General features: G+C 61.1%; 18 protein-coding genes. 15 read left to right on the forward strand and 3 right to left on the reverse strand.

Going from position 1 to position 23,951, the window contains the following annotated elements:
* Nucleotides 1-6: 6 nt before the first annotated feature.
* From secF to KP004_RS08645, 13 genes are all read left to right on the forward strand, one after another.
* The gene (gene secF / locus KP004_RS08585; protein WP_216801915.1) at nt 7-912 is read left to right on the forward strand and encodes a protein translocase subunit SecF; all 906 of its coding nucleotides are present in this window, start codon (nt 7-9) and stop codon (nt 910-912) included.
* Between the two features lie 9 nt (nt 913-921).
* Nucleotides 922-1,497 carry a tetratricopeptide repeat protein gene (locus KP004_RS08590; RefSeq protein ID WP_216801916.1) on the forward strand — a complete coding sequence of 192 codons (576 nt, stop codon included), beginning with the start codon at nt 922-924 and terminating at the stop codon, nt 1,495-1,497.
* A 133-nt stretch (nt 1,498-1,630) separates the two neighbouring features.
* Nucleotides 1,631-3,349 (forward strand): single-stranded-DNA-specific exonuclease RecJ, encoded by a 1,719-nt coding sequence (recJ, locus tag KP004_RS08595; RefSeq protein WP_216801917.1) that lies wholly within the window; start codon nt 1,631-1,633, stop codon nt 3,347-3,349.
* A complete protein-coding gene (locus KP004_RS08600; RefSeq protein WP_216801918.1) occupies nt 3,343-4,242 on the forward strand; it encodes a cation diffusion facilitator family transporter in 900 nt (299 codons plus the stop codon). The genes recJ and KP004_RS08600 overlap by 7 nt, the downstream gene beginning before the upstream one ends.
* A 141-nt stretch (nt 4,243-4,383) precedes the next feature.
* Nucleotides 4,384-5,220 carry a cytochrome c3 family protein gene (locus tag KP004_RS08605; protein WP_239026993.1) on the forward strand — a complete coding sequence of 279 codons (837 nt, stop codon included), beginning with the start codon at nt 4,384-4,386 and terminating at the stop codon, nt 5,218-5,220.
* A 423-nt stretch (nt 5,221-5,643) separates the two neighbouring features.
* Nucleotides 5,644-7,038, forward strand: a complete 1,395-nt coding sequence (locus KP004_RS08610) for a serine hydrolase domain-containing protein (protein WP_216801920.1) — start codon at nt 5,644-5,646, stop codon at nt 7,036-7,038.
* Nucleotides 7,039-7,428: 390 nt separating this feature from the next.
* Nucleotides 7,429-8,133, forward strand: coding sequence for a metallophosphoesterase family protein (locus tag KP004_RS08615; RefSeq protein WP_239026994.1), 705 nt, complete (start codon nt 7,429-7,431; stop codon nt 8,131-8,133).
* Nucleotides 8,130-9,353 carry an amylo-alpha-1,6-glucosidase gene (locus KP004_RS08620; protein WP_239026995.1) on the forward strand — a complete coding sequence of 408 codons (1,224 nt, stop codon included), beginning with the start codon at nt 8,130-8,132 and terminating at the stop codon, nt 9,351-9,353. Before KP004_RS08615 ends, KP004_RS08620 begins: the two co-directional genes overlap by 4 nt.
* A gap of 228 nt (nt 9,354-9,581) precedes the next feature.
* On the forward strand, nt 9,582-10,166 hold the full coding sequence (locus KP004_RS08625; protein ID WP_216801922.1) for a LemA family protein: 585 nt from the start codon (nt 9,582-9,584) through the stop codon (nt 10,164-10,166).
* 33 nt (nt 10,167-10,199) lie between these two features.
* Nucleotides 10,200-11,075 carry a TPM domain-containing protein gene (locus KP004_RS08630; protein ID WP_216801923.1) on the forward strand — a complete coding sequence of 292 codons (876 nt, stop codon included), beginning with the start codon at nt 10,200-10,202 and terminating at the stop codon, nt 11,073-11,075.
* Nucleotides 11,075-11,722 (forward strand): TPM domain-containing protein, encoded by a 648-nt coding sequence (locus KP004_RS08635; protein WP_216801924.1) that lies wholly within the window; start codon nt 11,075-11,077, stop codon nt 11,720-11,722. Before KP004_RS08630 ends, KP004_RS08635 begins: the two co-directional genes overlap by 1 nt.
* A gap of 193 nt (nt 11,723-11,915) precedes the next feature.
* Entirely contained in the window at nt 11,916-12,794 is an 879-nt protein-coding gene (locus KP004_RS08640) for a response regulator (protein WP_216801925.1), read from the forward strand.
* 412 nt (nt 12,795-13,206) lie between these two features.
* Entirely contained in the window at nt 13,207-15,435 is a 2,229-nt protein-coding gene (locus KP004_RS08645) for a PAS domain-containing protein (protein ID WP_239026996.1), read from the forward strand.
* Nucleotides 15,436-15,980: 545 nt separating this feature from the next.
* Here KP004_RS08645 and KP004_RS08650 read toward each other — a convergent pair.
* From KP004_RS08650 to KP004_RS08660, 3 genes are all read right to left on the reverse strand, one after another.
* Entirely contained in the window at nt 15,981-16,469 is a 489-nt protein-coding gene (locus tag KP004_RS08650) for a hypothetical protein (RefSeq protein WP_216801927.1), read from the reverse strand.
* 206 nt (nt 16,470-16,675) lie between these two features.
* On the reverse strand, nt 16,676-18,610 hold the full coding sequence (gene htpG / locus KP004_RS08655) for a molecular chaperone HtpG (RefSeq protein WP_216801928.1): 1,935 nt from the start codon (nt 18,608-18,610) through the stop codon (nt 16,676-16,678).
* Nucleotides 18,611-18,758: 148 nt separating this feature from the next.
* Nucleotides 18,759-19,820: a 3'-5' exonuclease family protein gene (locus tag KP004_RS08660; protein ID WP_216801929.1), complete on the reverse strand. Its 1,062-nt coding sequence runs from the start codon at nt 19,818-19,820 to the stop codon at nt 18,759-18,761.
* A 133-nt stretch (nt 19,821-19,953) separates the two neighbouring features.
* Between KP004_RS08660 and trpE the strand changes: the two genes are divergently transcribed.
* Both trpE and KP004_RS08670 read left to right on the forward strand, forming a co-directional pair.
* Nucleotides 19,954-21,429, forward strand: a complete 1,476-nt coding sequence (trpE, locus tag KP004_RS08665; protein ID WP_216801930.1) for an anthranilate synthase component I — start codon at nt 19,954-19,956, stop codon at nt 21,427-21,429.
* A gap of 451 nt (nt 21,430-21,880) precedes the next feature.
* Nucleotides 21,881-23,926, forward strand: a complete 2,046-nt coding sequence (locus tag KP004_RS08670) for a response regulator (protein ID WP_216801931.1) — start codon at nt 21,881-21,883, stop codon at nt 23,924-23,926.
* The last annotated feature ends 25 nt before the right edge of the window (nt 23,927-23,951 follow it).

Consider the following 23,951-nt stretch of genomic DNA (forward strand, 5'->3'; position numbering starts at 1 on the left):
GGACCAATGGAACTGCTCAAGAAGACCAACATAGATTTCATCGGGATGAGGAAGTTCTCCTTCATCGCTTCCGGCCTCATGGCCATCATCGGCATCATCGGCATCATCGCCATTGCCCGGGGCACCGCCAACATGGGTATCGACTTCTCCGGCGGCACCGAAATGCAGATCAAGTTCGCGCAGGCCGCGACCACCCAGTCCATCCGCGACGCACTTGCCAAGGGCGGCATCAAGGAGGCTGAGCTTCAGGAGATCACCGGCGGTAACCAAGTGCTGGTGAAGATGCACAAGTCCACCGGCAAGTCCGCCGACCAGGTTGCCGACGCACTGAAGGCCGGTATCCCGGGCAACACCTTCACCGTGGAAAGCTCCACCGAGATCGGCCCTTCCATCGGCGAGAAGCTGAAGCAGGACACCATAGTGGCCGTGGCGCTCTCCATGCTGGGCATCATCCTCTACATCGCCTGGCGCTTCGATTTCAAATTCGGGGTGGGCGCGGTGATCGCCACCATGCACGACGTCCTCGCCATGATCGCCGTGTTCTATGTGATGCACCGCGAGGTCAACATCCTGTTCATCACCGCGGTCCTGACCATCGCCGGTTACTCGCTCACCGATACCGTCGTCGTCTTTGACCGTATCCGCGAGAACATGCACAAGAGCCTCAAGGACCCGATGATCACCATCTTCAACAAGTCGATCAACGAGACGCTGTCCCGTACCATCATCACCTCGGTGACCACCTTCCTTGCCGCCGTCTCGCTCTTCCTTTTCGGCGGCGAGGTGATCCACGACTTCGCCTTTGCCCTGGTCGTGGGCGTCGTGGTCGCCACCTATTCGTCCATCTTCGTGGCGAGCCCGATCGTGGCACTGTGGGAAAAACGCGCGGTCGAGAAGGCCGAAGCCGTCTAAGGAGGTTCTGTGAACAAGGAGAACGTACTTACCATCGTGGTAGCGCTGATCGTAGGTCTCCTGGGAGGCTACCTGATCTTCAACATCGCCGGCCAGAACAAGGTCCCTGAGGTCGCCATGAGCGTGCCGCAGGGCGCGGGTTCGCCGACCGATTACCAGCGGCGCATCGTCGAGGCCGAGAAGATCGTCGCTGCCGATCCCAAGAACCTCCAGGCCTGGATCCAGCTCGGCAATGACTACTTCGACACCGATCAGGCCCAGAAGGCGGTCAACGCCTATGGCAAGGCCCTCGAGCTCGATCCCAACAACCTGAACGTGATGACCGACCAGGGGATCATGTACCGCAAGATCGGCTGGTACGACAAGGCGATCGCCAACTTCGAGAAGGCACAGTCGATCGATCCCAAGCATCTGCAAAGCCTGTACAACCTGGGCGTGGTCTACCTGCAGGACCTGAAGCAGCCGGACAAGGCCAAGGAGATCTGGACCAAGTACCTGCAGTTCGACTCGACCAGCCCGACGGCACAGCAGATCAAGAACGACATGGCCGGGCTGAACCAGATGCCCACCTCGTTCAAGAAGTAGAGTTCGAGAATATGAAAGAAAAAAACCCGCTTCCGGCGGGTTTTTTTTTGCCGCCGTCGCAGCACATTAGATTCGCTGGGTGCCGATCCTTATGCTATGATTGCACCCTGATTTTTACCGTACCGGAGGAGGGATGAAACCAGTCACACACAGAAGCTGGCGGGCCAGGGAGGCGGACGCGGACACGGTCGCCGCTCTCGCCCGCACCGGAATTCACCCGCTCCTGGCGCGCCTCTTGGCCCACCGCGGGATCTGCGCTCCCGACGACGCCGATGCCTACCTGAACCCGGTGCTGTCACGTCTGCACGACCCCATGACCATGGCCGGGATGGAACAGGCCGTGGCGCGGCTGGTCCGGGCCCTCAAAGCGGGCGAACGCGTCTGCGTGCACGGCGACTACGACGTGGACGGCGTCACCTCGTGCGCACTCCTGATCAGCTTCTTCCAAAAGATCGGTCTCGACTGCTGCCACTATATTCCCAAGCGCCTAACCGAAGGGTACGGCCTCTCCGAGCAGGGTGTGGCCGCTGCGGCCCGCGCCGGCGCCACCGTGCTGGTCACCGTCGACTGCGGTATCACGGCAGTTAACGAGGCGCGGCTGTGCCGGGACGCGGGGCTCGACCTCATCGTCACCGACCACCATATGCCCGGCGACACACTCCCGGATGCCTGCGCCGTCATCAACCCGCTGCAGCCCGGCTGCACCTTCCCCTTCAAATCGCTGGCCGGCGTCGGGGTCGCCTTCCACCTGCTGGTGGCGCTGCGCGCCCGGCTGCGCGCCGACGGTCACTTCGCCCGCATGGGCGAGCCCGATCTCAAGGAATACCTCGACCTGGTGGCGCTGGGAACCATCGCCGACGTGGTTCCCCTTTTGGGCATTAACCGGGTGCTGGTCAGCTACGGCCTGAAGCAGCTCTGCGCAGGCAACCGCCCCGGCCTCGAGGCGCTGAAGGAGGTGGCCGGGATCACCGGGGAGATCGGCTGCGGCGCGGTCGGTTTCCGCATGGCCCCGCGCATCAACGCGGCCGGCCGTCTGGAGGATGCCTCCCTGGGGCTGGAACTGCTCTTGTGTCGCGATCCCCAGCGTGCCCGCGACATCGCCCGCGAGCTGGACGAGGCCAACACGGAGCGCCAGGCCCTGGAGCGGGCGACCTTCGAGGAGGCGCGCGCCATGCTGGAACAGGGAGCGTGCCGCGGCAGAAAGAGCATCGTACTCGGTTCGGAGGAGTGGCACCCCGGCGTGATCGGTATCGTCGCCTCGCGCATCGTCGAACTGTTCCACCGTCCCGCGATCCTGTTCGCCTTCGACGGGGAGACCGGAAGGGGCTCGGGACGCAGCATCTCACGGTTCCATCTGCTCGATGCCATCAAAAGCTGTGCCGACCACCTGCTGCGCTTCGGGGGACACAGCCATGCGGCGGGCCTCTCCATCGCGCAGCAGGAGCTGGAGCGTTTCGCGCTTCGCTTCGACGAGGCGGCACAGGAGACGCTGGACGCTGACGCCCTCATCCCGACTCTCTCCTTCGATCTGGAGCTCGACAGCGACGAGATCACCGCGGATCTGGTACGGCGGTTGGAGCAGATGAAGCCGTTCGGCATGGGGAATCCGGAACCCCTTTTCGTGCTCAAAGGTGCGGAGGTGCTGGAGAGCCGGGTGCTCAAGGGAGGGCACCTGAAACTGAAGGTGGGGCAGGGGGGGAAGAGCCTCGATGCCATCGGTTTCGGTCTGGCCGAGGCCGGTCTGCCGCAGGGGAGGGTGGACCTGCTGTTCTCCCCGGGCATCAACGTTTGGAACGGCAGGAGTTCCCTGCAGCTTACCGTCAAGGACCTGCGCGCGGAGGGGACGTGCTGAGGACCGACCGCTTCAACAAGGCCGACCGGGTCATCCGGATCGGGTTCTGGGCCAACGCGGTGCTGATGGTCGTCAAACTCGCCGCCGGCCATTTCGGGCATTCCGAGGCGGTGTTTGCCGACGGCGTGGAAAGTGCCTGCGACTTCATCGCCATCGGCATGACCCTGATCGCCCTTAAAGTCGGGCGCAAGCCCTACGATTCGGACCACCCCTACGGCCACGGCAAGGTGGAAAGCCTCTCCGCCATCTTCGTTTCGCTCGTGATCGCGGCGACCGGCGGCTGGATTCTCTACGGCGCCGCCACCACCATGATCGAGGGGCGCTACGCCACCCCGGCGCTGCTGGCCGTTTTGGCTGCGGCCGGCACCATCGTGGCAAAAGAAGCCCTGTACCGCTACTCCGTGAAAGTCGGCGGGAGCCTTGGGAGCCCGGCGCTCCTCGCCATCGCCAAGGATCACAGAAAGGACGCCATCACCTCGGTAGCCACCCTGGTCGGCGTCGGATGCGCCTATTTCGGCGCCGGGATCATGGACCCCATAGCGGCAGGTCTCACCTCGCTCTTCATCTTTCACATCGGTTACCAGACATTCCGCACCTCCGCCCACGAGCTCATGGACGGCCAGCCCGAGCAGTCCATCCTGGACGCCATCGCGCAGCTGGCGCGTGGCGTGGAAGGGGTGGACCAGGTGCACGAAATCAGGGCGCGCCACTCCGGACAGTACCTGATCGTGGACCTGAAGCTCGACATGCCGCCCGAAATGACGGTAAAGCGTTCCCACGACATAGCGACCGAAGTGAAGCGCCGCATCTTCGACCATTTCAGCAACGTGGGCGACGTGATGATACACATAAACCCCTCCGACGAACCTCACGAAGACCTGATCCGTCTTTAGTTCTCTCTTTGTTTCTCCCCGACGCCGTATCCTAGTATCCCTGCACGTGATTTTAATCACAACTTTCTTGACAGACAGTCGCCATAGGTAGTATTAAGACCAGTCGATTGTAGTGAATACACTGTTATTTGGGGAGGAATGATGAAAAAGAGTACCCTGTCGCTGGTCATCGCGGCCTTGATTCTCGTCGCTTCCACGGCCTTTGCTGCCAAGATGGCGACCGTTGACATCCCGGTTAAAGCCGAGCTTTACGCGACGGCCCCGGCTGCGCTCACCCCGCAGCAATGTGCCCAGTGCCACACCGGCGCGTTCAACGGGCTCAAGAATGCCGGCGGCAAACACCGCTTCGACTGCCAGGCCTGCCACACCGTAATCCACGCCTACAACCCGAAGAAGGCCAACTACGACGAAGTGATGCCGAAGTGCGCTTCCTGCCACACCGACATCCACGGCCCGGCCAACAAGGATTGCGCAAGCTGCCATAACAACCCGCACACCCCGCGCAAAGTCGCCATGACCCAGAGGCTTGCCACAACCTGCGCCACCTGCCACGCCGAAGAGAAGGCGGAGCTGGTAAAATTCCCGAGCAAGCACACCAACGTCTCCTGCGACCGCTGCCATACCTCGCACGGCTTCAAGCCGTCCTGCTTCATGTGCCACAAGCCGCACTACAAGGATCAGGCGATCGAAGCCTGTGCCAAGTGCCACTCCGTACATAAGCCGAAGCTGGTGACCTACCAGGGTACCGACTGGAACCAGACCTGTGCTTCCTGCCACAGCAAGGTGGCCGCGAAGCTGTTCAACTCCAAGGCCCGTCACTCCAAGGTTGCCTGCGCTTCCTGCCACAAGTCCAAGCACGGCTACATCCCGCAGTGCACCGAGTGCCACAAGGCTCCGCACCCGGCGTCGATCCTGGCCCGCTTCCCGAACTGCCTGGGCTGCCACCTCGACGTCCACGACCTGCCCAGCATGAAGTAGGCAAAACTGCTGCAACCATCTGCACCGAAAAGGCCCCGGGAGAAATTCCGGGGCCTTTTTACGTTAGGGGACTGGCTCCGCCAGGTGCCTGTCCCCTTAGTGCTGTGCTGTGGGAGGTGGTTGAGCTGACAGGAGCGTTCCGCTACCCTCTCCTCCAGACCGTACAAAGATGTCTTGCATCCCTTCCCCTAGACAAAGTAAACTGCTCTGGGTTTGCCGCGGATTTCTTGCGGCGAATCGCGGGTTTGGCTGGCGAATTGGTGACCTCCGTCACAAAAAATAACCGATCTCTCCTGTATTCTGGCTCCTGTCGTGCTCACCGGACGGCAGCGTGATGCCCCTTCCCGAACCGCTGCTTGCCAAGAACATCAACCGCAGTCCTAACTGAAAATCTGTGGCAGCACAGATCTTAAAAGGAAGCTCGTGCGCGTTATTCTCCTGATACTCCTGTTGTTCTCGCTGTTTTCCCCTCTCAAAGTGCAGGCCATGGTCGATCCCGCGACATCCGCGCCCCTTTCGACTGCGAACCTGGACCTCCTGTTGGAGCGGGCCATGTCCGATAACCTCATCGCCGGAGGCGTCGTGGTGGTCGGCAACCACGAGGGGATCATCGCCACCGCCGCCCGCGGCCAGGTCAGCGGCAGCGCCAGCGCACCGGCCATCACCGACCGGACCCTCTTCGACGTCGCCTCGCTCACCAAGGTGATCGCCACCACTCCGGCCGTAATCAAGCTCATCGACGAAGGGCGCATCTCCGTTACCGATCCGCTTTCCCGCTGGTTTCCCGAGTTTGCCGGTACCGACAAGGAGAACATCACCATTCTGCACCTGATGACCCATACCTCCGGCCTCTCCGACGTCATGGTGGGGCAGGGCGGTTCCATCGAAGGGCTGGTCCGCAAGGTCGCCACGCAGCATTTCCGCGGCGCCGGCACCGGCTTCGAGTATGCCGACATCAACTTCATCCTGCTCGGGGAACTGGTGCATCGGGTTACCGGCGAGAGGCTGGACAGGTTCTGTCGCGAACAGATCTACGAGCCGCTGGGAACCCGCGACACCTCCTTCCTCCCTTCCCGGGAGGGGAACGATATCGCGCCCACCTCCGGCACCCAGGGGGGCGTGGTGCAGGATGAAAACGCGCGCCGGTTGGGCGGCGTCGCCGGTCACGCAGGTCTTTTCAGCTCCGCCTACGACCTGGCGCGCTATGCACGCCTCATCCTCGGGCGCGGCACCCTCGACGGTACCCGCATCTTCTCGGAGCAGGCGGTAACCGAAATGACCACCCCCTACGCCTGCAACAACGGCAGGATCAAGCGGGCCCTTGGGTGGGACGTCGCTTCCCCGTTCTCGGCACCCAAAGGAAACTACTTTTCCGACGCCTCATTCGGCCATACCGGTTACAGCGGTTCTTCCATCTGGATCGACCCGCAGCAGGATATGTTCGTCATCATGCTGACCAGGCGGCTCGACTACCACAACGTGCATAACTTCAACCAGTTGCGCAGGAACGTCTCCACCTATGCCGCAGCCGACCTGAAGGGGATAGCCGGTGAGCTGGTCCCGGTAGCGGAGGAGCAGAAGGTCAGGGCACAGGTCATCCTCGCTGCCGCTGCAGTGGTCAACGAGCCGCGCCGCAGCAGGTTCGCCTCGCTCAAGCTGCGCGATAACCATCGCGCCGCCAAATGCTCGGTGAAGCCGGGGCGCCGCACCCTGCAGGCGCGCGCAGCGCATCGCGGCACCAAGGTGGCAAAGGTCGCCCGGAACGATGCCGGCAAGATGCGCGCCGCCGGTAAAAAGCATCGGCTCGCCAAAAGCTGAGCCAACGTGCACCGGCAACACCTCTAAGCCGTCACTTCTATCTTGCTTGCTCTTTGCAACTGTGATAGCATCCTTGAACATTAAATCTTGCACATGTTTATTGGGGGCGCAGCATGCTTGATGAAGATCTTGGGCTTGACCTTGGTATCCTGTGCCGCTGCTGTGACTGCCGGACTTTTCGGCTCCCAGACACAACCGGGCTGACTGACAGCCAGGTAGCCGGCATCGAAAGATTGTGCAAGCTTTGCATCGAGAGCAACAAGCAGTATGTCGTCAACAGCTAGAATTTCAATCCTGGGCAGCGGGGCACTGACCGGTCTCCCGCTGCTTCTATGTCTGCTTTTTCCTCCTTTCTGCTACGCCGAAACCCTCTATCAACGCTCCATTGCCATGCTCGAGCAGAAGGCGCTCCAGACCGCGCCCGACGACTACCGCTTCGTGGTCATGGGGGACAGCCGTTCCAACGACGCCATATTCATCAAGGCACTGCGCAGGGCGGCAGGCTTCAGGCCGCTTTTCATCCTGCACGGTGGCGACTATTCCACCGAAGGTGGGGAGGAAGAGACTGCCAACTTCCTGTCCCTGCTGGAGAGAAACGCCCCCGGCACCCCTGTTTTCGTGGTGCCGGGCAACCACGAGAACCCCGACGTGTTCGAGAAGGAGATCGGTCCGCCCCGTTTCGCTTTCTCCATGCCGCGGCTCGGTCTGAAGGTCATCGCCCTCGACAATTCGCAGAAAGTACTGGCTCCGGTGGACCTCGACTATCTCAAGAAGGAGCTCGCCTCCGCACCCGGCGCCACCTTCGTTGCCATGCATATTCCTCCCGAAACCAAACGCTGGCGCGGCCACACCTTCACCCGGGGCGCCGCCGAGCTGGAGCGGATCGTTGCCGCCGGGCCGGCCGTTCAGGGGCTTTTTTTCGCCCACTCCCATCTCTATGATGCCGACGTGTTCGGCGGCGTGCCCGCCTTCATCTCGGGCGGTGCCGGTGCGCCGCTGGTGTGGTTCAGCCGCTACGGCGAAAGGGTGAACCATATCATCGTGGTCCACGTGCAGAAGGGGAGAGCGAGCTACCAGATGGTGCAGCTCAAGTGACCCCCACATCGACCGAGCCTGAAGAGTGTTCCCCGGTGCAGGGTGACCAGGCGGCGCTGCTCGAAGAGTGCTACCGGCAGGCCCTGTGTCTGCTGCGGGAAAACTCCACACCGGATGGGGTGCTCGCCTCGGCGCGTAACCCGAAGTCGTCCGGGCGCAACTACGATTCCATCTTCGGTCGCGACGCCGCCATCTGCGCCCTGGGTATGGCCCTTTCCGGCGATGCGGAGCTCCTTGAGTCCGCCCAGGCCGGCCTGCTCACACTGGCGCGGCACCAGGCACGCAACGGCCAGATCCCCAAGTTCGTCAAACCGGAGTCGGCCGAGGTCGACTTCTGGTACGCGGGGTGCGTCGATGCCACCATCTGGTGGCTTATCGCGGTCCATTTCCTCGACCGTGTCGCTCCGCAACTCGGCCTGGCCGAGCGGCTCTCCGCCAATGCCGTGCGTGCCCTGAGCTGGCTGGAATGCCAGGAGCATCAAGGGTGGTACCTCCTTCAGCAAAACGACTGTGCCGACTGGGCGGACATCATGCCGCGCTCCGGTTTCGTGCTCTATACCAACGCGCTCTGGTACTGGGCCAAAAGGCTTTACGGCCTCCCTACCGCCCGTGAGACCCGCCGCTTCGCCCGGCTCCTCTTCAACCCTTTCGACAGCGCGGTTCCAGACCAGAAGCGGGTCCGGCTCATGCGCCACTACATCCGCAACGGCTGCCGACCGGGGCCGTTTCTGCTGAGCTACGTTAACTTCTCATTTTGGGGAGAGGAGATCGACATCTTCGGCAACATCCTTGCCTACCTTACCGGAGTGGGTGCACCTTCCGAAGCGGGCAAGATGGTGGCGGGCGTCACCGCCCTGAGCGCCAACAAGCCGCACCCGGTGCGCGTGGTGGGGCACCCGATAGAGGTGGGCTCCCCGTGCTGGCGCCCGTACATGCAGCGACACCGGCAAAACCTCCCTTGGCAGTACCACAACGGCGGCGCCTGGCCCTTCGTGGGTGGTTTCTGGGTCATCCTGCTGGCGACGCTCGGCGAGCGTTCGCTGGCGCGCACCGAGCTGGTAAAAGTAGCCCTCAGCTGCAAGGTTAACGGCTGGGAGTTCAATGAGTGGTTTCAGGGTCAAACGGGCGAGCCGATGGGGATGCTCAGACAGTCCTGGAACGCTGCTGTCTATATCCTCGCCTATCGCACGGTCCTGTGCGGTGCCCGCATCTTCGCTTAGAGTCAACGGCAAACACGGAAGCTGTTACGCAAAGCACGCTGAGAATCCGCGAAGGTTCAAAGAAAGACACCACTTTGCTTTCATGACTTTACCTTGCGTACTTCGCGGCCATCTTTTAGTACTTCGCGTAACCTCTTTTGACTTTTACTTCTTTTTCTCCTTTCGTGGGTGACATTTGCCACTGTGATGATTATTATTGTCCTCATGCCATTCAAGGAGGATTAGATCATGAAACGCTTGACGTTATTGTTGCTGTCGTTGTTCACCCTTGCCACCCTTTCCGGTTGCGGCTACAACACGATGCAGGCCAAGGAAGAGGCCGTTTTCGCCGCATGGGGCGATGTCGAGGCTTCCTACCAGCGTCGCGCCGACCTGGTACCCAACCTGGTCGAGGTCGTGAAGGGATACGCCAAGCACGAGGCCGACACCCTGAAGGCGGTCACCGAGGCGCGCGCCAAGGTGGGGTCGATGCAGGTTTCCAAGGACGCCATCAACGATCCCAAGACCATGCAGAACTTCCAGCAGGCCCAGTCCCAGTTGAGCGGCGCCCTGTCCCGCCTCATGGTGGTGGTGGAGCGCTACCCGGACCTGAAGGCGAACCAGAACTTCATGGATCTGCAAAACCAGCTCGAGGGGACCGAGAACAGGATCAACGTGGCGCGCGTGCGCTACAACCAGACGGTACAGGACTTCAACACCACCATCAGGACCTTCCCGAACTCGCTCACCAACTCCATGATGCTGCACCTGCAGCGCAAGGAGCCGTTCAAGGCCGAAGAGGGAGCCAAGGTGGCGCCCAAGGTCAAGTTCTAAGGACTTAACCTCAACCTGCTTCTGAGGCGTAGCATGAAAAAGCTGTTTTTGCTCCTGACATTCTTCCTGACCGTCCACGTCTGCGCAGCGGCCGAGGTACCGCCCTTGCGCGGCCACGTGAACGATTACGCCTCGATGCTGTCGCCGCAGATGGTGCAGCAACTGGAGAGCGAACTCTCCGCCTTCGAGAGGAGCGACTCGACCCAAATCGTGGTCCTCACCATCCCGAGCCTCGAGGGGGAGGTGCTGGAGCAGTACTCCATCAAGGTGGTGGAAAAGTGGCAGCTGGGGCAAAAGGGGAAGGATAACGGCGCGCTCCTGCTGGTCGTGAAAAACGACCGCAAGGTCCGCATCGAGGTCGGGCGCGGGCTGGAAGGGAAACTAACCGACCTCATGTCCGGGCGCATCATTCGTAACGAGATCACCCCCGCGTTCAAGCAGGGGCAATTCGATCTGGGCATCGCCCGTGGCGTGGGTGCAATCATGGCAACAGTGCGCGGAGAATACCAGGCTCAACCAACGGACCTGCGCCACGGCAAGAAGGGGGCTCCCCCCATTTTGACGCTGCTTCTCTTCGTCCTGGTCGCCTCGGTATTTCTGGGCGGCATCTCCCGCTTCCTGGGCGGGGTCGCCGGCGCGATCGGCCTCCCCATCGCCGCCTTCATCTCCTTCTCGGGGTTGTCGATGCTCCTTTTGGGATTGCTGGCGGTGGTCGGCTTCCTGGCCGGTCTCTTCATCGCCTTCCTCTTTTCTTCGGGAGGGCGTGGCGGGTTCATGGGAGGTCCCCCCTTCTTCGGCGGCTATGGAGGGGGCGGCTTCGGCGGTTTTGGCGGCGGAGGCGGCGACGGAGGCGGATTCTCGGGCGGTGGCGGTGACTTCGGCGGTGGCGGTGCCTCGGGAGACTGGTGATGGATCTTTCGCACAAATCGTTGGCTCACGACTTCTTCAGCGCGGCCGAGAAGGAGGCCATCAAGCAGGCGGTGGCCCGGGCGGAGGCCCGTTCCAGCGGCGAGATCGCGACCATGGTGGTATCCGAGAGTGACCGTTACCGCGAGGCGGAGGCGCTGGGTGCGTTGCTGCTGGCCGGGTTCGTCGGTGTCGTTATCGCCGTGCTGTTGCATCACGTCACCATCTGGACCTACATCCCGGTCATATTCCTCCTCTATTTCCCGGTGCTCCTTTTTCTGCGGCGTTTTCCGCAGCTGAAGCTTTCCTTCGTCGGCCCCAGGCGCATCGCCGAGGCGGTGAGCGAGCGGGCGCTGGTCGCGTTCTACCAGCAGGGGCTGTACCGGACCCGGATGGAGACCGGCATCCTCATCTTCATCTCCCTTCTGGAGCGCAAGGTGTGGATCGTCGGCGACCGGGGCATCAACGAGAAGATTCCGCCGGGGTACTGGAAGACGCTCGCCGAGCAGCTGGCGCAGGGGCTGCGCGCCGGTCGCCGCGCCCAGGCGGTCTGCGAGGTGATAGAGGCCTGCGGCAACGAGCTGGAGCGACACTTCCCGCGCCGGGAAGACGACCGCAACGAACTCTCCGACGAGCTCATCATTTCCTGATCATTTTTTTGCCGGTCATGCCGATAAAGTCATTGACTTACCGGCTGATTTCCTCTCATTATTGGAGTTCGCGTCGCCGCGCCGCATGGCTGATGCCGTCACGGTCCCCGGCCGCACCGCCAAGTGAATAAGCTTCCCGCGAGGAAGAGCAGTAACCGCGCTTTAGCCGCAGCGCAAGCAGGAGAAGGATCGCATGACCGCAGACATCAAACCGATAGCCGCACCTCAAGCAACCCGCAAGCCTTTGGGTGAGATCTTCGTCGAGCGCGGCCTGTTGACCCGGGCCTCCGTGGACCGGTTGATCGCGCACGCCAAGAGCAAGAACATCCGCCTCGGAGAACTGCTGGAGGTGATCGGCCTGGTCACCCCGGAAGAACTCGCCGAGGCGCTCGCCATACAGTACCGCGTCAGGACAATCGTCGACTTCGCCAAGTACAGCTACCCGCCCAACGTGCTCAAGCTGATCCCTCTCGAGATGGCGGTAAAGCACAGCGTCTTCCCGTTGAAGCTCGATGACGGCCGCCTCGGCCTTGCCGTGGCCGACCCGACCACTGATCAGCTCTTTGCAGCCATCGCCGCTCAGCACAACGTGAAGCTGGTCCTCTACGTTTCGACGCGCCTCGAGATCAACCGTGCCATAGCCCGGCACTACCTCGGCCAGACCATCGCCGGCCCCGCCAGCAAGTCGATCCTCCTGGTAGAGGACGACCAGCTCTCCCGCGAGATGGTCGCCAAGATCCTTACCCGCCAGGGGTACGCAGTAGAGACCGCCATAGACGGCATGGATGCCTTCAGCAAGATCTTCACCCTGAAGCCCAAGCTGGTGATTACCGATAAGGTGATGCCCAAGCTCGGGGGGTACGAGTTCCTGTTCGCCATCAAGAACATCCCCGAGTTCAGGTACATGCCCGTGATCCTGATGACCGCAGCGGCCACGCCCGATGAGGAGAAGGAAGCACTTGAGAAAGGGTTCTTCGACTTCGTGCTGAAGCCGGTGAAGGAGATCGGCCTGATCACCAGGGTGAAGCGCGCCTTTGCCAGCAGGGATGCCCTTTACGGCAAGACGGCCTGAGGTTTTCCCCCATCGTAGTACGCCCACAGCGGGCGGCCGTTTCCTCTGCAGGCGGCCGCCCGCTTTCATTTTTTCCTCCACTCCTTCCTTGCTTTGTACTCCCTTTTCCCTAATGAAGTGATCGTCGCCTGCCGAAAAGAAAACTTGATTAGCGACGATCTTCCACTATCTCCCACTTCCCTCTTTGCGAAGGGGGGGCGGCGGGGGATTTGCCTTTCCCGAACCTAAAGCAAATCCCCCTAAATCCCCCTTCGCAAAGGGGGACTTTCACCAGCGGAAGATCGTCAGTAATCGGGAAAGAGAATGAGTTCGTCCCGTCCATCCACGACATGCTGCCCCGTGGTGATGTTACCTCGCACCTGGTCGCCGTCCACAGGCAGTAGGAGAGCCGATGCCTAACCAAAGCAAATCGATGGAACCACCGCCAAACAAGCGGCTACAGCTTGGTTTTGCAGCCGCGTTGGTGCCGGTGGGAACTCACTGGCAAGGAGATTGGCTGCTTCTGGCCGTAGCGGTCGCCATATTCGCCGTACTGTCCCTGGCTCTGGGCCGGGCCGCGCTGATCAAGGCCCGCAAACATGCCCAGGTCGAGGAAGAGCTGCGCAGGGCCAAGGAAGAGCTCGAACTGAGAGTCATCGAGCGGACCGAGGCGCTGCACCGGGCCAATGAGCAGCTTAAACAGGAGCTCGCGGTGCGGGAGCGTGTCGAGGAGGAGTTGCGGCAGGGACGCAACATGCTGGCGCAGATCATCGACACCATCCCGCAGTTCGTATTCTGGAAGGATAAAAACAGCCTCTACGAGGGGTGCAACATCGTCTTCGCCAGGGCAGCCGGACTGGAGAGCCCCGATGGGATCCGTGGCAAGAGTGATTACGATCTCCCCTGGTTGCGCGAGGAGAGCGACGCCTATCGGGCCGACGACCGCAGCGTCATGGATAGCAACACGCCAAAGTATCACATCATCGAGCAGCAGCAGCAGGTGAACGGCATCCGTTACTGGGTCGACACCACCAAGGTCCCGCTGTGCGACGACAACGGCTCGGTGGTCGGCGTCCTCGGGGTGTACGACAACATCACCGAGCGCAAGGGTATCGAGGAGGCGCGCGACCGTGCGCTCGCGATGCTGGAATCGCTGCTGGCGTCGTCGCCTACCGGCATCCTGGTCTACGATGGCGAGACCGGCGTCTGCGTCAAGGCCAACGAGGCCGCGGCCGCCATGGTTGGCGCCAGCAGAGAGCAGATGCTAGCGCAAAACTTCCGCGAGATCCCCTCTTGGGAGACAATGGGGGTGCGTCGGCTCGCAGAGCAGGTGCTGACCGACGGGCAAACCAGGAGCATCGAGGTGTCCGGTGCCTCGACGTTTGGTGCAACCTTGGAATCTGAATGTTTCCTGTCGCGGTTCGACGTGGAAGGGAAGCATCACCTGATGTTCATCGTGGTGGACATGACCGAGCGCAAGCGCCTGGAGCAGGAGAAGCGCCTTATTGAGGCCCAGATGCTCCACGTGCAGAAGCTGGAAAGCCTCGGCGTCTTGGCGGGCGGCATCGCCCACGACTTCAACAACATCCTCATGGTGGTGCTGGGGAACGCGGACCTGGCGCTGCTCAGGGTTCCACCCGATTCTCCCGCCTGCGAAAACCTGGTCCAGATTGAGCAGGCGGCCAGCCGCGCCGCCGACCTGGCGCGCCAGATGCTCGCCTATTCCGGCAAGGGCCACTTCGTCATCGAGAAGCTGGACCTGAACCGGGTGGTACAGGACATGGCACCGATGCTCGAGGTATCCGCCTCCAAGAAGGCGCTGCTGCGTTACGATTTCGCGTCGGAACTACCCGCCATCAGCGGCGATGCCACGCAACTGCGCCAGGTGATCCTCAACCTGGTCATCAACGCCTCCGAGGCGATGGGGGAGGGGACGGGGCTCATTTCCATCAGCACCAGGCGCATCGACTGCGACCGTGCTTACCTCTCGGAATCCTGGATCGACGACCGGCTCCCGGAAGGATGCTACGTGGTGCTGGAGGTGTCCGACACGGGGTGCGGCATCGACCGCGAGGTGATACCGAAGATTTTCGACCCCTTCTTCACCACCAAGTTCACCGGACGCGGGCTGGGTATGGCCGCCGTGCTCGGCATCGTCCGCTCTCACAAGGGGGCAATCAAGGTCTACAGCGAAAAAGGGAAGGGGAGCAGTTTCCGTCTCCTGCTCCCCTGCGTCGCGGGAGGCGTTGACCATCCCGAGCCCCAGGCGCAGCAGCCGCTTTGGCATGGCAGCGGCACCGTGCTGCTCGCCGACGACGAGGAAAGCATCCGGGCGCTGGGAAGCGATATGCTCCAGGCCTTGGGGTTCAGCGTGAAGCTCGCCTGCGACGGGCGCGAGGCGGTCGAGGTCTTCAAGGCCGACATGGACGAGATCGTCTGCGTGCTGCTCGATTTGACCATGCCCGTCCTGGACGGCGAGCAGGCTTTCAAGGTACTGCGCGCGCTGAAACCCGACGTCAAGGTGATCATGTCCAGCGGCTACAATGAGCAGGAGGTGAGCCTGAAGTTGGCGGGGACCGGATTAGCCGGATTCATCCAGAAGCCGTACAAGGTGGCCGAGATGAGCAGGAAGCTTGCCCAAGTGCTGGGAGCAGAGGACTGATCTGTCGGTGTTTCCAGTACTTAGCGGCTTTGTCAGCTGCTTTTGGTGCTTTGCATGCTTACAAAGGTGCTTTGCGCGCTTACAAAAATGCTTTGCACGCTTGCAACGGTGTTTTTACGCTTGTTTTGGCTCAAAACGAGCTGCTTTGGGTCAAGATGCGTGCCAAGTGCGGTTCGTTGGTCTACTATTTCTCCTGTTTCGTGCACGTTTTCGTCTCTGCACGCTTACAATGGTGCTTTGCACGCTTACAATGGTGCTTTGCACGCTTGCAATGGTGCTTTGCACGCTTGCAAAGGTGCGATGCGTGCTCGCAAAGGTGCGATGCATGCTCGCAAAGGTGCGATGTCAGCATGCAAAGGTACGTTGTCAGCCTACAAAGGAGCAATGTAAGCACGCAGAGGAGCGAAGTCAGCACGCAAGAGGGGGCAAGTCGTTTCACGAAGGGTACAGCGAAGCTGCAATGATCAGGACCAGTCGGGCTTGGATAAAAACAGAAGAGGGGCGCCCTTGCGGACGCCCCTCTCGTTAATTCTTGTGCGGCAGTTTTACCTGATGTAGCCGTTGCTGTAGGTCGCCACCTTGAGCGGCTTAGCTTCCTTGAAGACGACCCGGATCACGTCCCCTTTGCGGGAGTAGCGGGGCTCGCCCTTGCAGTCGGCGAAAAGGTTGGAGAGTTTCGCCCCGGCTGCGGTCACGTCGATGAAGCGAATGGCGCCGGTCCCGGAGGTTTCGCCCGTGTCGGCCAGCACCAGCACGGCGTCGGACTTGCTCTGCTGGAATACCCGGACCAGTTCCGGGATCGGTTTGCCCACGGTCTCGTCCACCTCTTCCTGGATGACTTTGTCGTTCAAGAGGTACTGGATCTTCTTGTAGTCCGCCTTGGCGCCGTCGTCCAGAATAGGGTTGCCCTGGCGGTCAAACGCGACGATGGAGATTTTGCCGTAGCGGGTATCGAGATCCTGGGCGAGAACGACGTTCGAAGAAGCCACAACGAGCAGTAAAGCCGCCACTAAGGCGAAGAGTCTATTCGTCATCTGATTCCTCCTTTACATTCAACAGCATTGCATGCGTTACCATGATGGATAGCCCATCTTGGTGTAGGAATATAGATTAAAATATTAGTGGTGTAAATTACAAAAACTAATGAGCAGCAGGAAAAGTGTTGATTTTGTGAGGCTACACACAAAAAAGCCGGGAGGTCGCGTATCCTCCCGGCTTTTTTTCATGTGTGAAGGTGCCTCTATTTTCCGCCGGCCACCATCAGTTCGCTGACCAGCCTGGTGAAGCGCAGCGGGTCCTTGATCGGGGAACCTTCGGTCAGGAGGGCCTGGTCGAAGAGGAGCTCGCTGTAGTCGGCTAGCTTCGGGTTGGTCTTGTCCTTCTCGAACATGGCGGTCATGACCTGCATGATCTGATGCTCCGGGTTGAGCTCCAGGATGCGTTTTCCTTCCGGGACTTCCTGGTTCATCGCCTTCAGGATCTTCTCCATGTTGGCGTTGAGCCCCGTCTCGTCTGCGACCAGGCAGCAGGCGCTCTCGGTCAGGCGCGAGGAGAGGCGGACTTCCTTGACGCGGTCCTTGAGAGTCTCCTGGATGTACTCCATGACGCCGCCGAATTCCTTCTTGGCCTCCTCCTTCTTGGCTTCCTTCTCCTTCTTTTCCTCCTCGGTGTCGAGCTCCAGGTCGCCCCTGTCGATCGCCTTCAGGTGCTTCTCCTGGTACTCGTGCACAGCCTGCACCACCCACTCGTCGACCGGGTCGGTCATGTAGAGGACCTCGTAGTCCTTCTTGCGCAGCGCCTCCATGTACGGGGAATTTTCAACCGACTCGCGGGACATGCCGGTGATGAAGTAGATCTCCTTCTGCCCCTCGGGCATGCGCTCCACGTACTCCTTGAGCGAGACGAACTTCCCTTTCTCGGTCTTGGAGCTCTCGTAGAGGAGCAGGTCCTGCAGCTTCTCCTTGTTGGCGTAGTCGAAGTGGATACCTTCCTTAAGTACCGGGCCGAACTCGCCGTAGAACTTCAGGTAGTCGTCGGCATTTTTCTCCTTCATTTCCGCCAGGGTGGAGAGCACCTTGCCCACCAGCGACTTCTGGATGCGCTTGATCTGCACGTCCTCCTGCAGGATCTCGCGGGAAACGTTGAGCGGCAGGTCGGAGGAGTCCACGACACCCTTGATGAAGCGCAGGTAGTCCGGCAGCAGCGCCTCGCAGTTGTCGGTGATGTAGACCCGCTTCACGTAGAGGTGCACGCCCTTTTTGTGGTCGCGCAGGAACAGGTCGTACGGTTTATGCGACGGGACGTAGACGATGGCCTTGAACTCGCTGACACCCTCGGCGGAGTAGTGGATGGTGGAGAGGGGCTTGTCGTAGTCGTGGGAGATGTGCTTGTAGAACTCCTCGTACTCCTCCTCGGTGATCTCGCTCTTGGGACGGGTCCAGATCGCCTTCATGGAGTTGAGGGTTTCCTCGGTGGTCGTGTCGATGGTACCGCCACCCTCGATGACCTTGCCCTCCGCGTCCTTCACCGGCTCGCTGCGGGTGATGTCCATGACGACCGGGTACTGCACGTAGTCGGAGTACTTCTTGATGATGGAGCGGATCTTCCACTCGTCCAGGAACTCCTTCATCTCGTCTTTCAGGTGCAGCACGATCTCGGTGCCGCGGGTCTCCTTTTCGCACTCCTCGATGGAGTAGGAGCCGTCGCCGGTGGACTCCCAGCGGCAGCCGTACTGCTTCTCGCCCGCCCTGCGGGTGGTGAGGACCACCTTGTCGGCCACCATGAAGGAGGCGTAGAAGCCGACGCCGAACTGGCCGATCAGCTCCGGGTTTTCGGCGAGGTTCTGTTCCTTGAGGGCGGCGACGAAGTTCTTGGTGCCGGACTTGGCGATGGTGCCGATGTTGTCGGCCACCTCGTCCATGCTCATGCCGATGCCGTTGTCGGTGATGGTGAGGGTGCCGGCGTCCTTGTCGGCGTGCAGCTTGATCTTCCAGTCGGCGTTCCCTTCCAGCAGTTCCATGTTGGAGTGGGATTCGAACTTTATCTTGTCAATGGCGTCAGACGCGTTGGAGATGAGCTCCCTGAGGAAGATTTCCTTGTTGGAGTAGAGGGAGTGGATCACCAGGTCCAAAAGCTGCTGGACCTCGGTCTCGAACTTCTTGACGGTTTTGGCCATGTCTGGGTGGTCTCCTTTTGGGCTTGAGTTGCTGACCGACGGAACATAATCACTGGTTGGCAGGATTTCAAGGGGGAATGTCCAAGAAAACTGGGGCGAATGATTATTCGCCCCTACAGGCCGTGTGTTTATGGCCATTGGAGGGGGGCTACAGCCTCAAGTACTGCTTCAGTATGGCGGGGTGCAGGTGCTCCTTCATGACCTCCCAGGCCTCGCGCAGGGCCTCGGCGTCGTGCAGGGCGTGGTGGGGGGGGAACTCGTTGTAGGCCTCGGCGTGGGCTTTCTGCAACAGTTCGAACAGCACGGGAAAACTCTCACTGTAGTAGTGGATCGGGCCGGGATAGAGGTTCTTCGGAAAGTCGTCGTGCAGCAGGTCGACCATGAGCACCCAGTCGAATCCTGGCGCATCGCACACCACCCGTACCGGAACCGCGAAGGAGCTGAGCCATGCGGCCAGTCTGCGCCTGGCGTAGTTCCGCTCCTGGAAAAAGTCGCCGCCGGTCAGCTGCGGCAGGACGTTCGCGGTCACAAACGGCGAGCACCCTTCGGGACTCCAGCCGTCGGCGAGCTCGGCGTAGAAGTTCTCACCACTCTCGGAGACCAGCGCGATGCTGATCAGTTGCGGGTAATCGAAATCGGTGAACTCGGTGTCCAGAAACAGCAGCATCGGTTGTTCTGCGGCGAGCTCCGGAGCGATGGGCACCGCTTTCGCCTTCTGCGGCTTCCGCTTCTTGGCGTGGGCGGGGCAGAGTGTTTTGGCAAAACCGTGCCCCAGCTGCAGCGACCCGGGCGCCCCGCATTCCGAGCAGACGGCGGCGGCCTTGTGCTCGGTGTCCCTGGCCAGCTCCTTCACGATGAAGGAGTTGGATTCGATCCTCACGAAAAGCCCGCCCAGCCTCTCCTCCGCCTTGAAGTGACCGATCCTGGGCATGGCGAGGTGCTCCATCGCCTCGATGGCGGTGCAGAGGTCCCAGACCAGCGGATACCACCCCGGGCCGCAGCGCACGCTGCCCGAAGGGGGATTGAGGTAACGCGGAAAACGGGAGATCAGCTTTTCCAAGGCGATGTCCCCCTCCGGCTTCACCCACTTTTCCCAGGAGAGGAACATCTTCTCGGTGGCGCGCTTGAAGCGGACGATGAGGTCCACCACCTTCAATGCGAAGGCGAAGTAGTGCTCTCTTAATATGACCAGTGTCTTGGGTGTTTTCATTAGCACAAGATTCTACCAGACTCCCCCTTCCTTGACACCTTTTCATCGTTATGTTACTAAGGTCGGGCCAAAACTCGTTTCCCTGCAAGGGGATAGCCCTACCGAACACCTCGCAAGCCCAAAAAGGAGCCTCATGTACTGCCCCGATTTCGCGACGTTCCAGACCCTGTCCGCACAAGGCAACCTGATCCCGGTGTACCGTGAGATCCTGGCCGATCTCGATACCCCCGTGGGGGCCTTCAAGAAGATCGACGACGGCCGCTTCGGATTCCTGTTGGAGAGTATCGAGGGTGGCGAGAAGTGGGGACGCTACACCTTCCTCGGCTCCTCCCCGGCGGTGGTGATCCGCGGCAAGGACAACTGGGTCGAGATCGTCGAGGGGGGCGAGGTGCGCCGCATGGAGGTATCCGATCCCTTGAACTACGTTCGGGATTACATGTCGCGCTACCAGCCGGTCGAGGTTGCCGGGATCCCGAGGTTCTTCGGCGGTGCGGTCGGTTACCTGGGCTACGACGCCGTGCGTCACTTCGAGACGCTGCCGGATCAGAACCCGAGTATGATCAATACCTACGACGCCTACTTCATCATCACCGACACCATGGTGATCTTCGACAGCCTGAGCCAGAAGATCAAGGTCGTTTCCAACGCGCACCTGGACGGCAGCAGCACCCCCGAGGCCGCCTACGCCGAGGCGGTGGGCAAGATCGAGGGATTGATCGAGCGCCTGAAGAAGCCGCTGCCCGCGACGCAGAAGAAGGCGGCGCAGGGGAGGGTGGAGCTCACCTCCAACGTGAAGCGCGAGGAGTTCGAGTCCTGGGTGACCCGCGCCAAGGAGTACGTCAGAAGCGGTGATATCATCCAGGTGGTGCTCTCCCAGCGTTTCTCCGGCGATCTCACCGTCGATCCCTTCGACATCTACCGCGTACTGCGGACCCTGAACCCGTCCCCGTACATGTTCTTCCTGCGCCTGGACGAGACCATGGTGGTGGGCGCGTCCCCCGAGGTCATGGTGCGCAAGGAAGGCGAACTGGTGGAACTGCGCCCCATCGCCGGCACCCGCCCCCGCGGGGCGACGTTGGCCGCCGACGAGGAACTGGCCCAGGACCTGCTGGCCGATCCCAAGGAGTGTGCCGAGCACGTCATGCTGGTGGACCTCGGGCGCAACGACCTGGGGCGCGTGTGCAAGATCGGCAGCGTCAAGGTCTCCGAGTTGATGGTGATCGAGCGCTACTCGCACGTGATGCACATCGTCTCCAACGTGCAGGGGGAACTGGCGCCCGGACACGACGCCTTCGACGTCGTGCGCGCCACCTTCCCGGCGGGTACCCTTTCTGGGGCCCCCAAGGTGAGGGCCATGGAGATCATCGACGAGCTGGAAGGTGTGCGTCGCGAAGTCTACGGCGGCGCCGTCGGTTACTTCTCCTTCTCGGGGAACATGGACATGGCCATCGCCATCAGGACCCTGGTCATCAAGGACGGTAAAGTGCACCTGCAGGCCGGTGCCGGCATCGTCGCCGATTCCGATCCCGCCGCCGAGTACGTGGAGACGGTCAACAAGGCCAAGGCTGTGGTCAAGGCCATCGAGATGGCTGAGCGCGGCCTGGACTGAGAGCAGAAGGGACAGGCGCTCGACGTAGCCAGTCCCCTCCTTTGAAACACCAAGGGGACAGGCACCTGGCGGAGCCAGTCCCCTTTTTCTGCTTGCGATAAAGGGCGCCCGGATTTTCCGTGCGCCCTTTTTGTTGCTCTACCTTTCCCTGACTTCTCGTCAGATTCATTAAGCAGGTCATAACTGCGTGTGTACCTAGTATTGTGGTTTTTAGTCCTCATTCGGGGCGGTGCGTGCTGTCATGGGATCGTTGCCAGGCAAACCAGGATGAAATATTGATTGAATTTAATTTTATTAACGCTGTCGATTAGCAGACTAATGGGAAAATTATTGTAGAATTTTTTCCGATCAAATGTTTGGTCCGGGCCTCTGCAACTGTGCAGTGCATGGGCTGTGACTCACTGAACTGCCATGAGAGCTTGTCTTACACATAGACGCAGGAGTTGAAAGTATGACCTCCTTCTCTCCCGTTAAAAAAATCCTGGTTGTCGAAGATGATGATGCCCATGCCGAGTTGATCCGGCGGGGATTCAGCGACCTGTCCGGCCAGTATGAGCTGACCGTCGCCGCCACGGTCAAGGAGGCGGTGGAGCGCATCCGCAGCCGCGATTACGACATCGTGATCACCGATTACCTCCTTCCCGACGGCAAGGGAGGGGACCTCGTGGCGCACTCCGCCGACATAGCGCCGGTGGTCATGATGACCTCCCACGGCAGCGAGCAGGTGGCGGTCGAGGCGATGAAATCCGGCGCCATCGACTACGTGGTGAAGATGCCGGAGGTGTTCGACGCCATGCCGCGCATCGTCGAGCGTGCCCTTAGGGAATGGGATCACATCCTGGAGCACCGGCGGGCCGAGGAAGCGCTCAAGCTGCAAAGCAGCCGTCTCGAGCACGAGGTGGTCGAGCGCCAGATGGCCCAGGAGGCGCTTCAGGAACAGGCGCTGCTGCTAAAAAAGGAGATCGCCGAACGACAGCTGGCGCAGGAAACCCTGCGTCTTAGCGAGGAGAAATTCCACAAGGCTTTCGACAGCGCGCCCCTCATCATGGTGATCACCGACATCGAGGAGGGAATCTTTCTCGATGTGAACCGAAAGTTCGTGGAGCTCTCGGGCTACTGCCGCGACGAGGTGCTGGGACGCTCTTCCACCTCACTTGGGTGGATCAGCCCGCTCGAGCGCAAGACGCTGATCGACCAGCTCGTCGAGGAGGGGCACGTCGCCGGGATCGTGGTCACCCTGCACGCCAAGGATGGCCGCGCCCTCAAAGGGGAGTACTACTGCGAACGGATCACTGTGGACGGCAGCGAGCGGCTTTTGGCCATAGCCCTCGACATCACCGAGCGCCTGAAGCTCGAAGAACAGCTGCGCCACTCGCAGAAGCTCGAGGCGGTAGGGGTGCTGGCCGGAGGGGTCGCGCACGACTTCAACAACATACTCACCGTCATCGGGGGGTACTGCGAGCTCCTCAAGCTTGATCTCCCCGCCGAAAACCCCGCCCGCGACAAGGTGATGCAGATCTCCGCCGCGGCGGATCGTGCGGCGAACCTGACCCGCAGCCTGCTCGCCTTCAGCCGCAAGGGTGAGGTAAAGGCGGCCCCCGCCAACCTGAACGACATCGTCAGAGGGGTCGAGAAGTTCCTGCAGCGGATCATCGGCGAAGACATCGCCCTCACCACCACGCTCGCGGACGGCGCGCTCTGGGCGGTGGTGGACAGCGGGCAGATCGAGCAGGTGCTGATGAATCTCGCCGCCAACGCGCGCGATGCCATGCCCAAGGGGGGGCGTCTCTTCGTGGAGACCGAGCGCCACGACATCGACGCCGCCTTCGTGCACGCCCACGGTTTCGGCACCCCCGGCCAGTACGCCCTGCTCACCATCTCGGACACCGGCCAAGGGATGGACGAGGCGACCAGGAAGAAGATCTTCGACCCGTTCTTCACCACCAAGGTGGTGGGGAAGGGGACCGGGCTGGGGCTCGCCATCGTCTACGGCATCATCACCCAGCACAAGGGGTACGTGAACGTCTACAGCGAGCCCGGCATCGGCAGTACCTTCCGGATCTACCTTCCCGCCATCGCCTCCGCCGAACCGGAACAGAGTCTGCCGATACCCGAGCCTGACGTGGAGGGGACCGAAACCATACTGGTCGCCGAAGACGATCTGCATGTCCTCGACCTGGTTTCCTCGATCCTCAAGAAGTACGGCTACAACATCATCCATGCCGTCAACGGCCTCGAGGCGGTACAAAGATTCAAGGAACATCCGCAGATAGAACTGGTCCTGATGGATATCATCATGCCGGTCATGAACGGCAAGGAGGCAGCGGAGAACATCAGGGAGATCCGCCCCAACGCCAGGATCCTTTTCACCAGCGGCTACACGGCCGACATAATCCGCAGCAGGAGCGATCTGGATGAGGGGGCCGAACTGGTGATGAAGCCGGTCAAGCCTCTGGTGCTCCTCAAAAAGGTGCGGGAGATGCTGGACCGGCCGTAGCCGGAAGCACAGACAAGGAGGCTGC

The sequence above is a fragment of the Geomonas oryzisoli genome (assembly GCF_018986915.1).
Taxonomy (GTDB): domain Bacteria; phylum Desulfobacterota; class Desulfuromonadia; order Geobacterales; family Geobacteraceae; genus Geomonas; species Geomonas oryzisoli.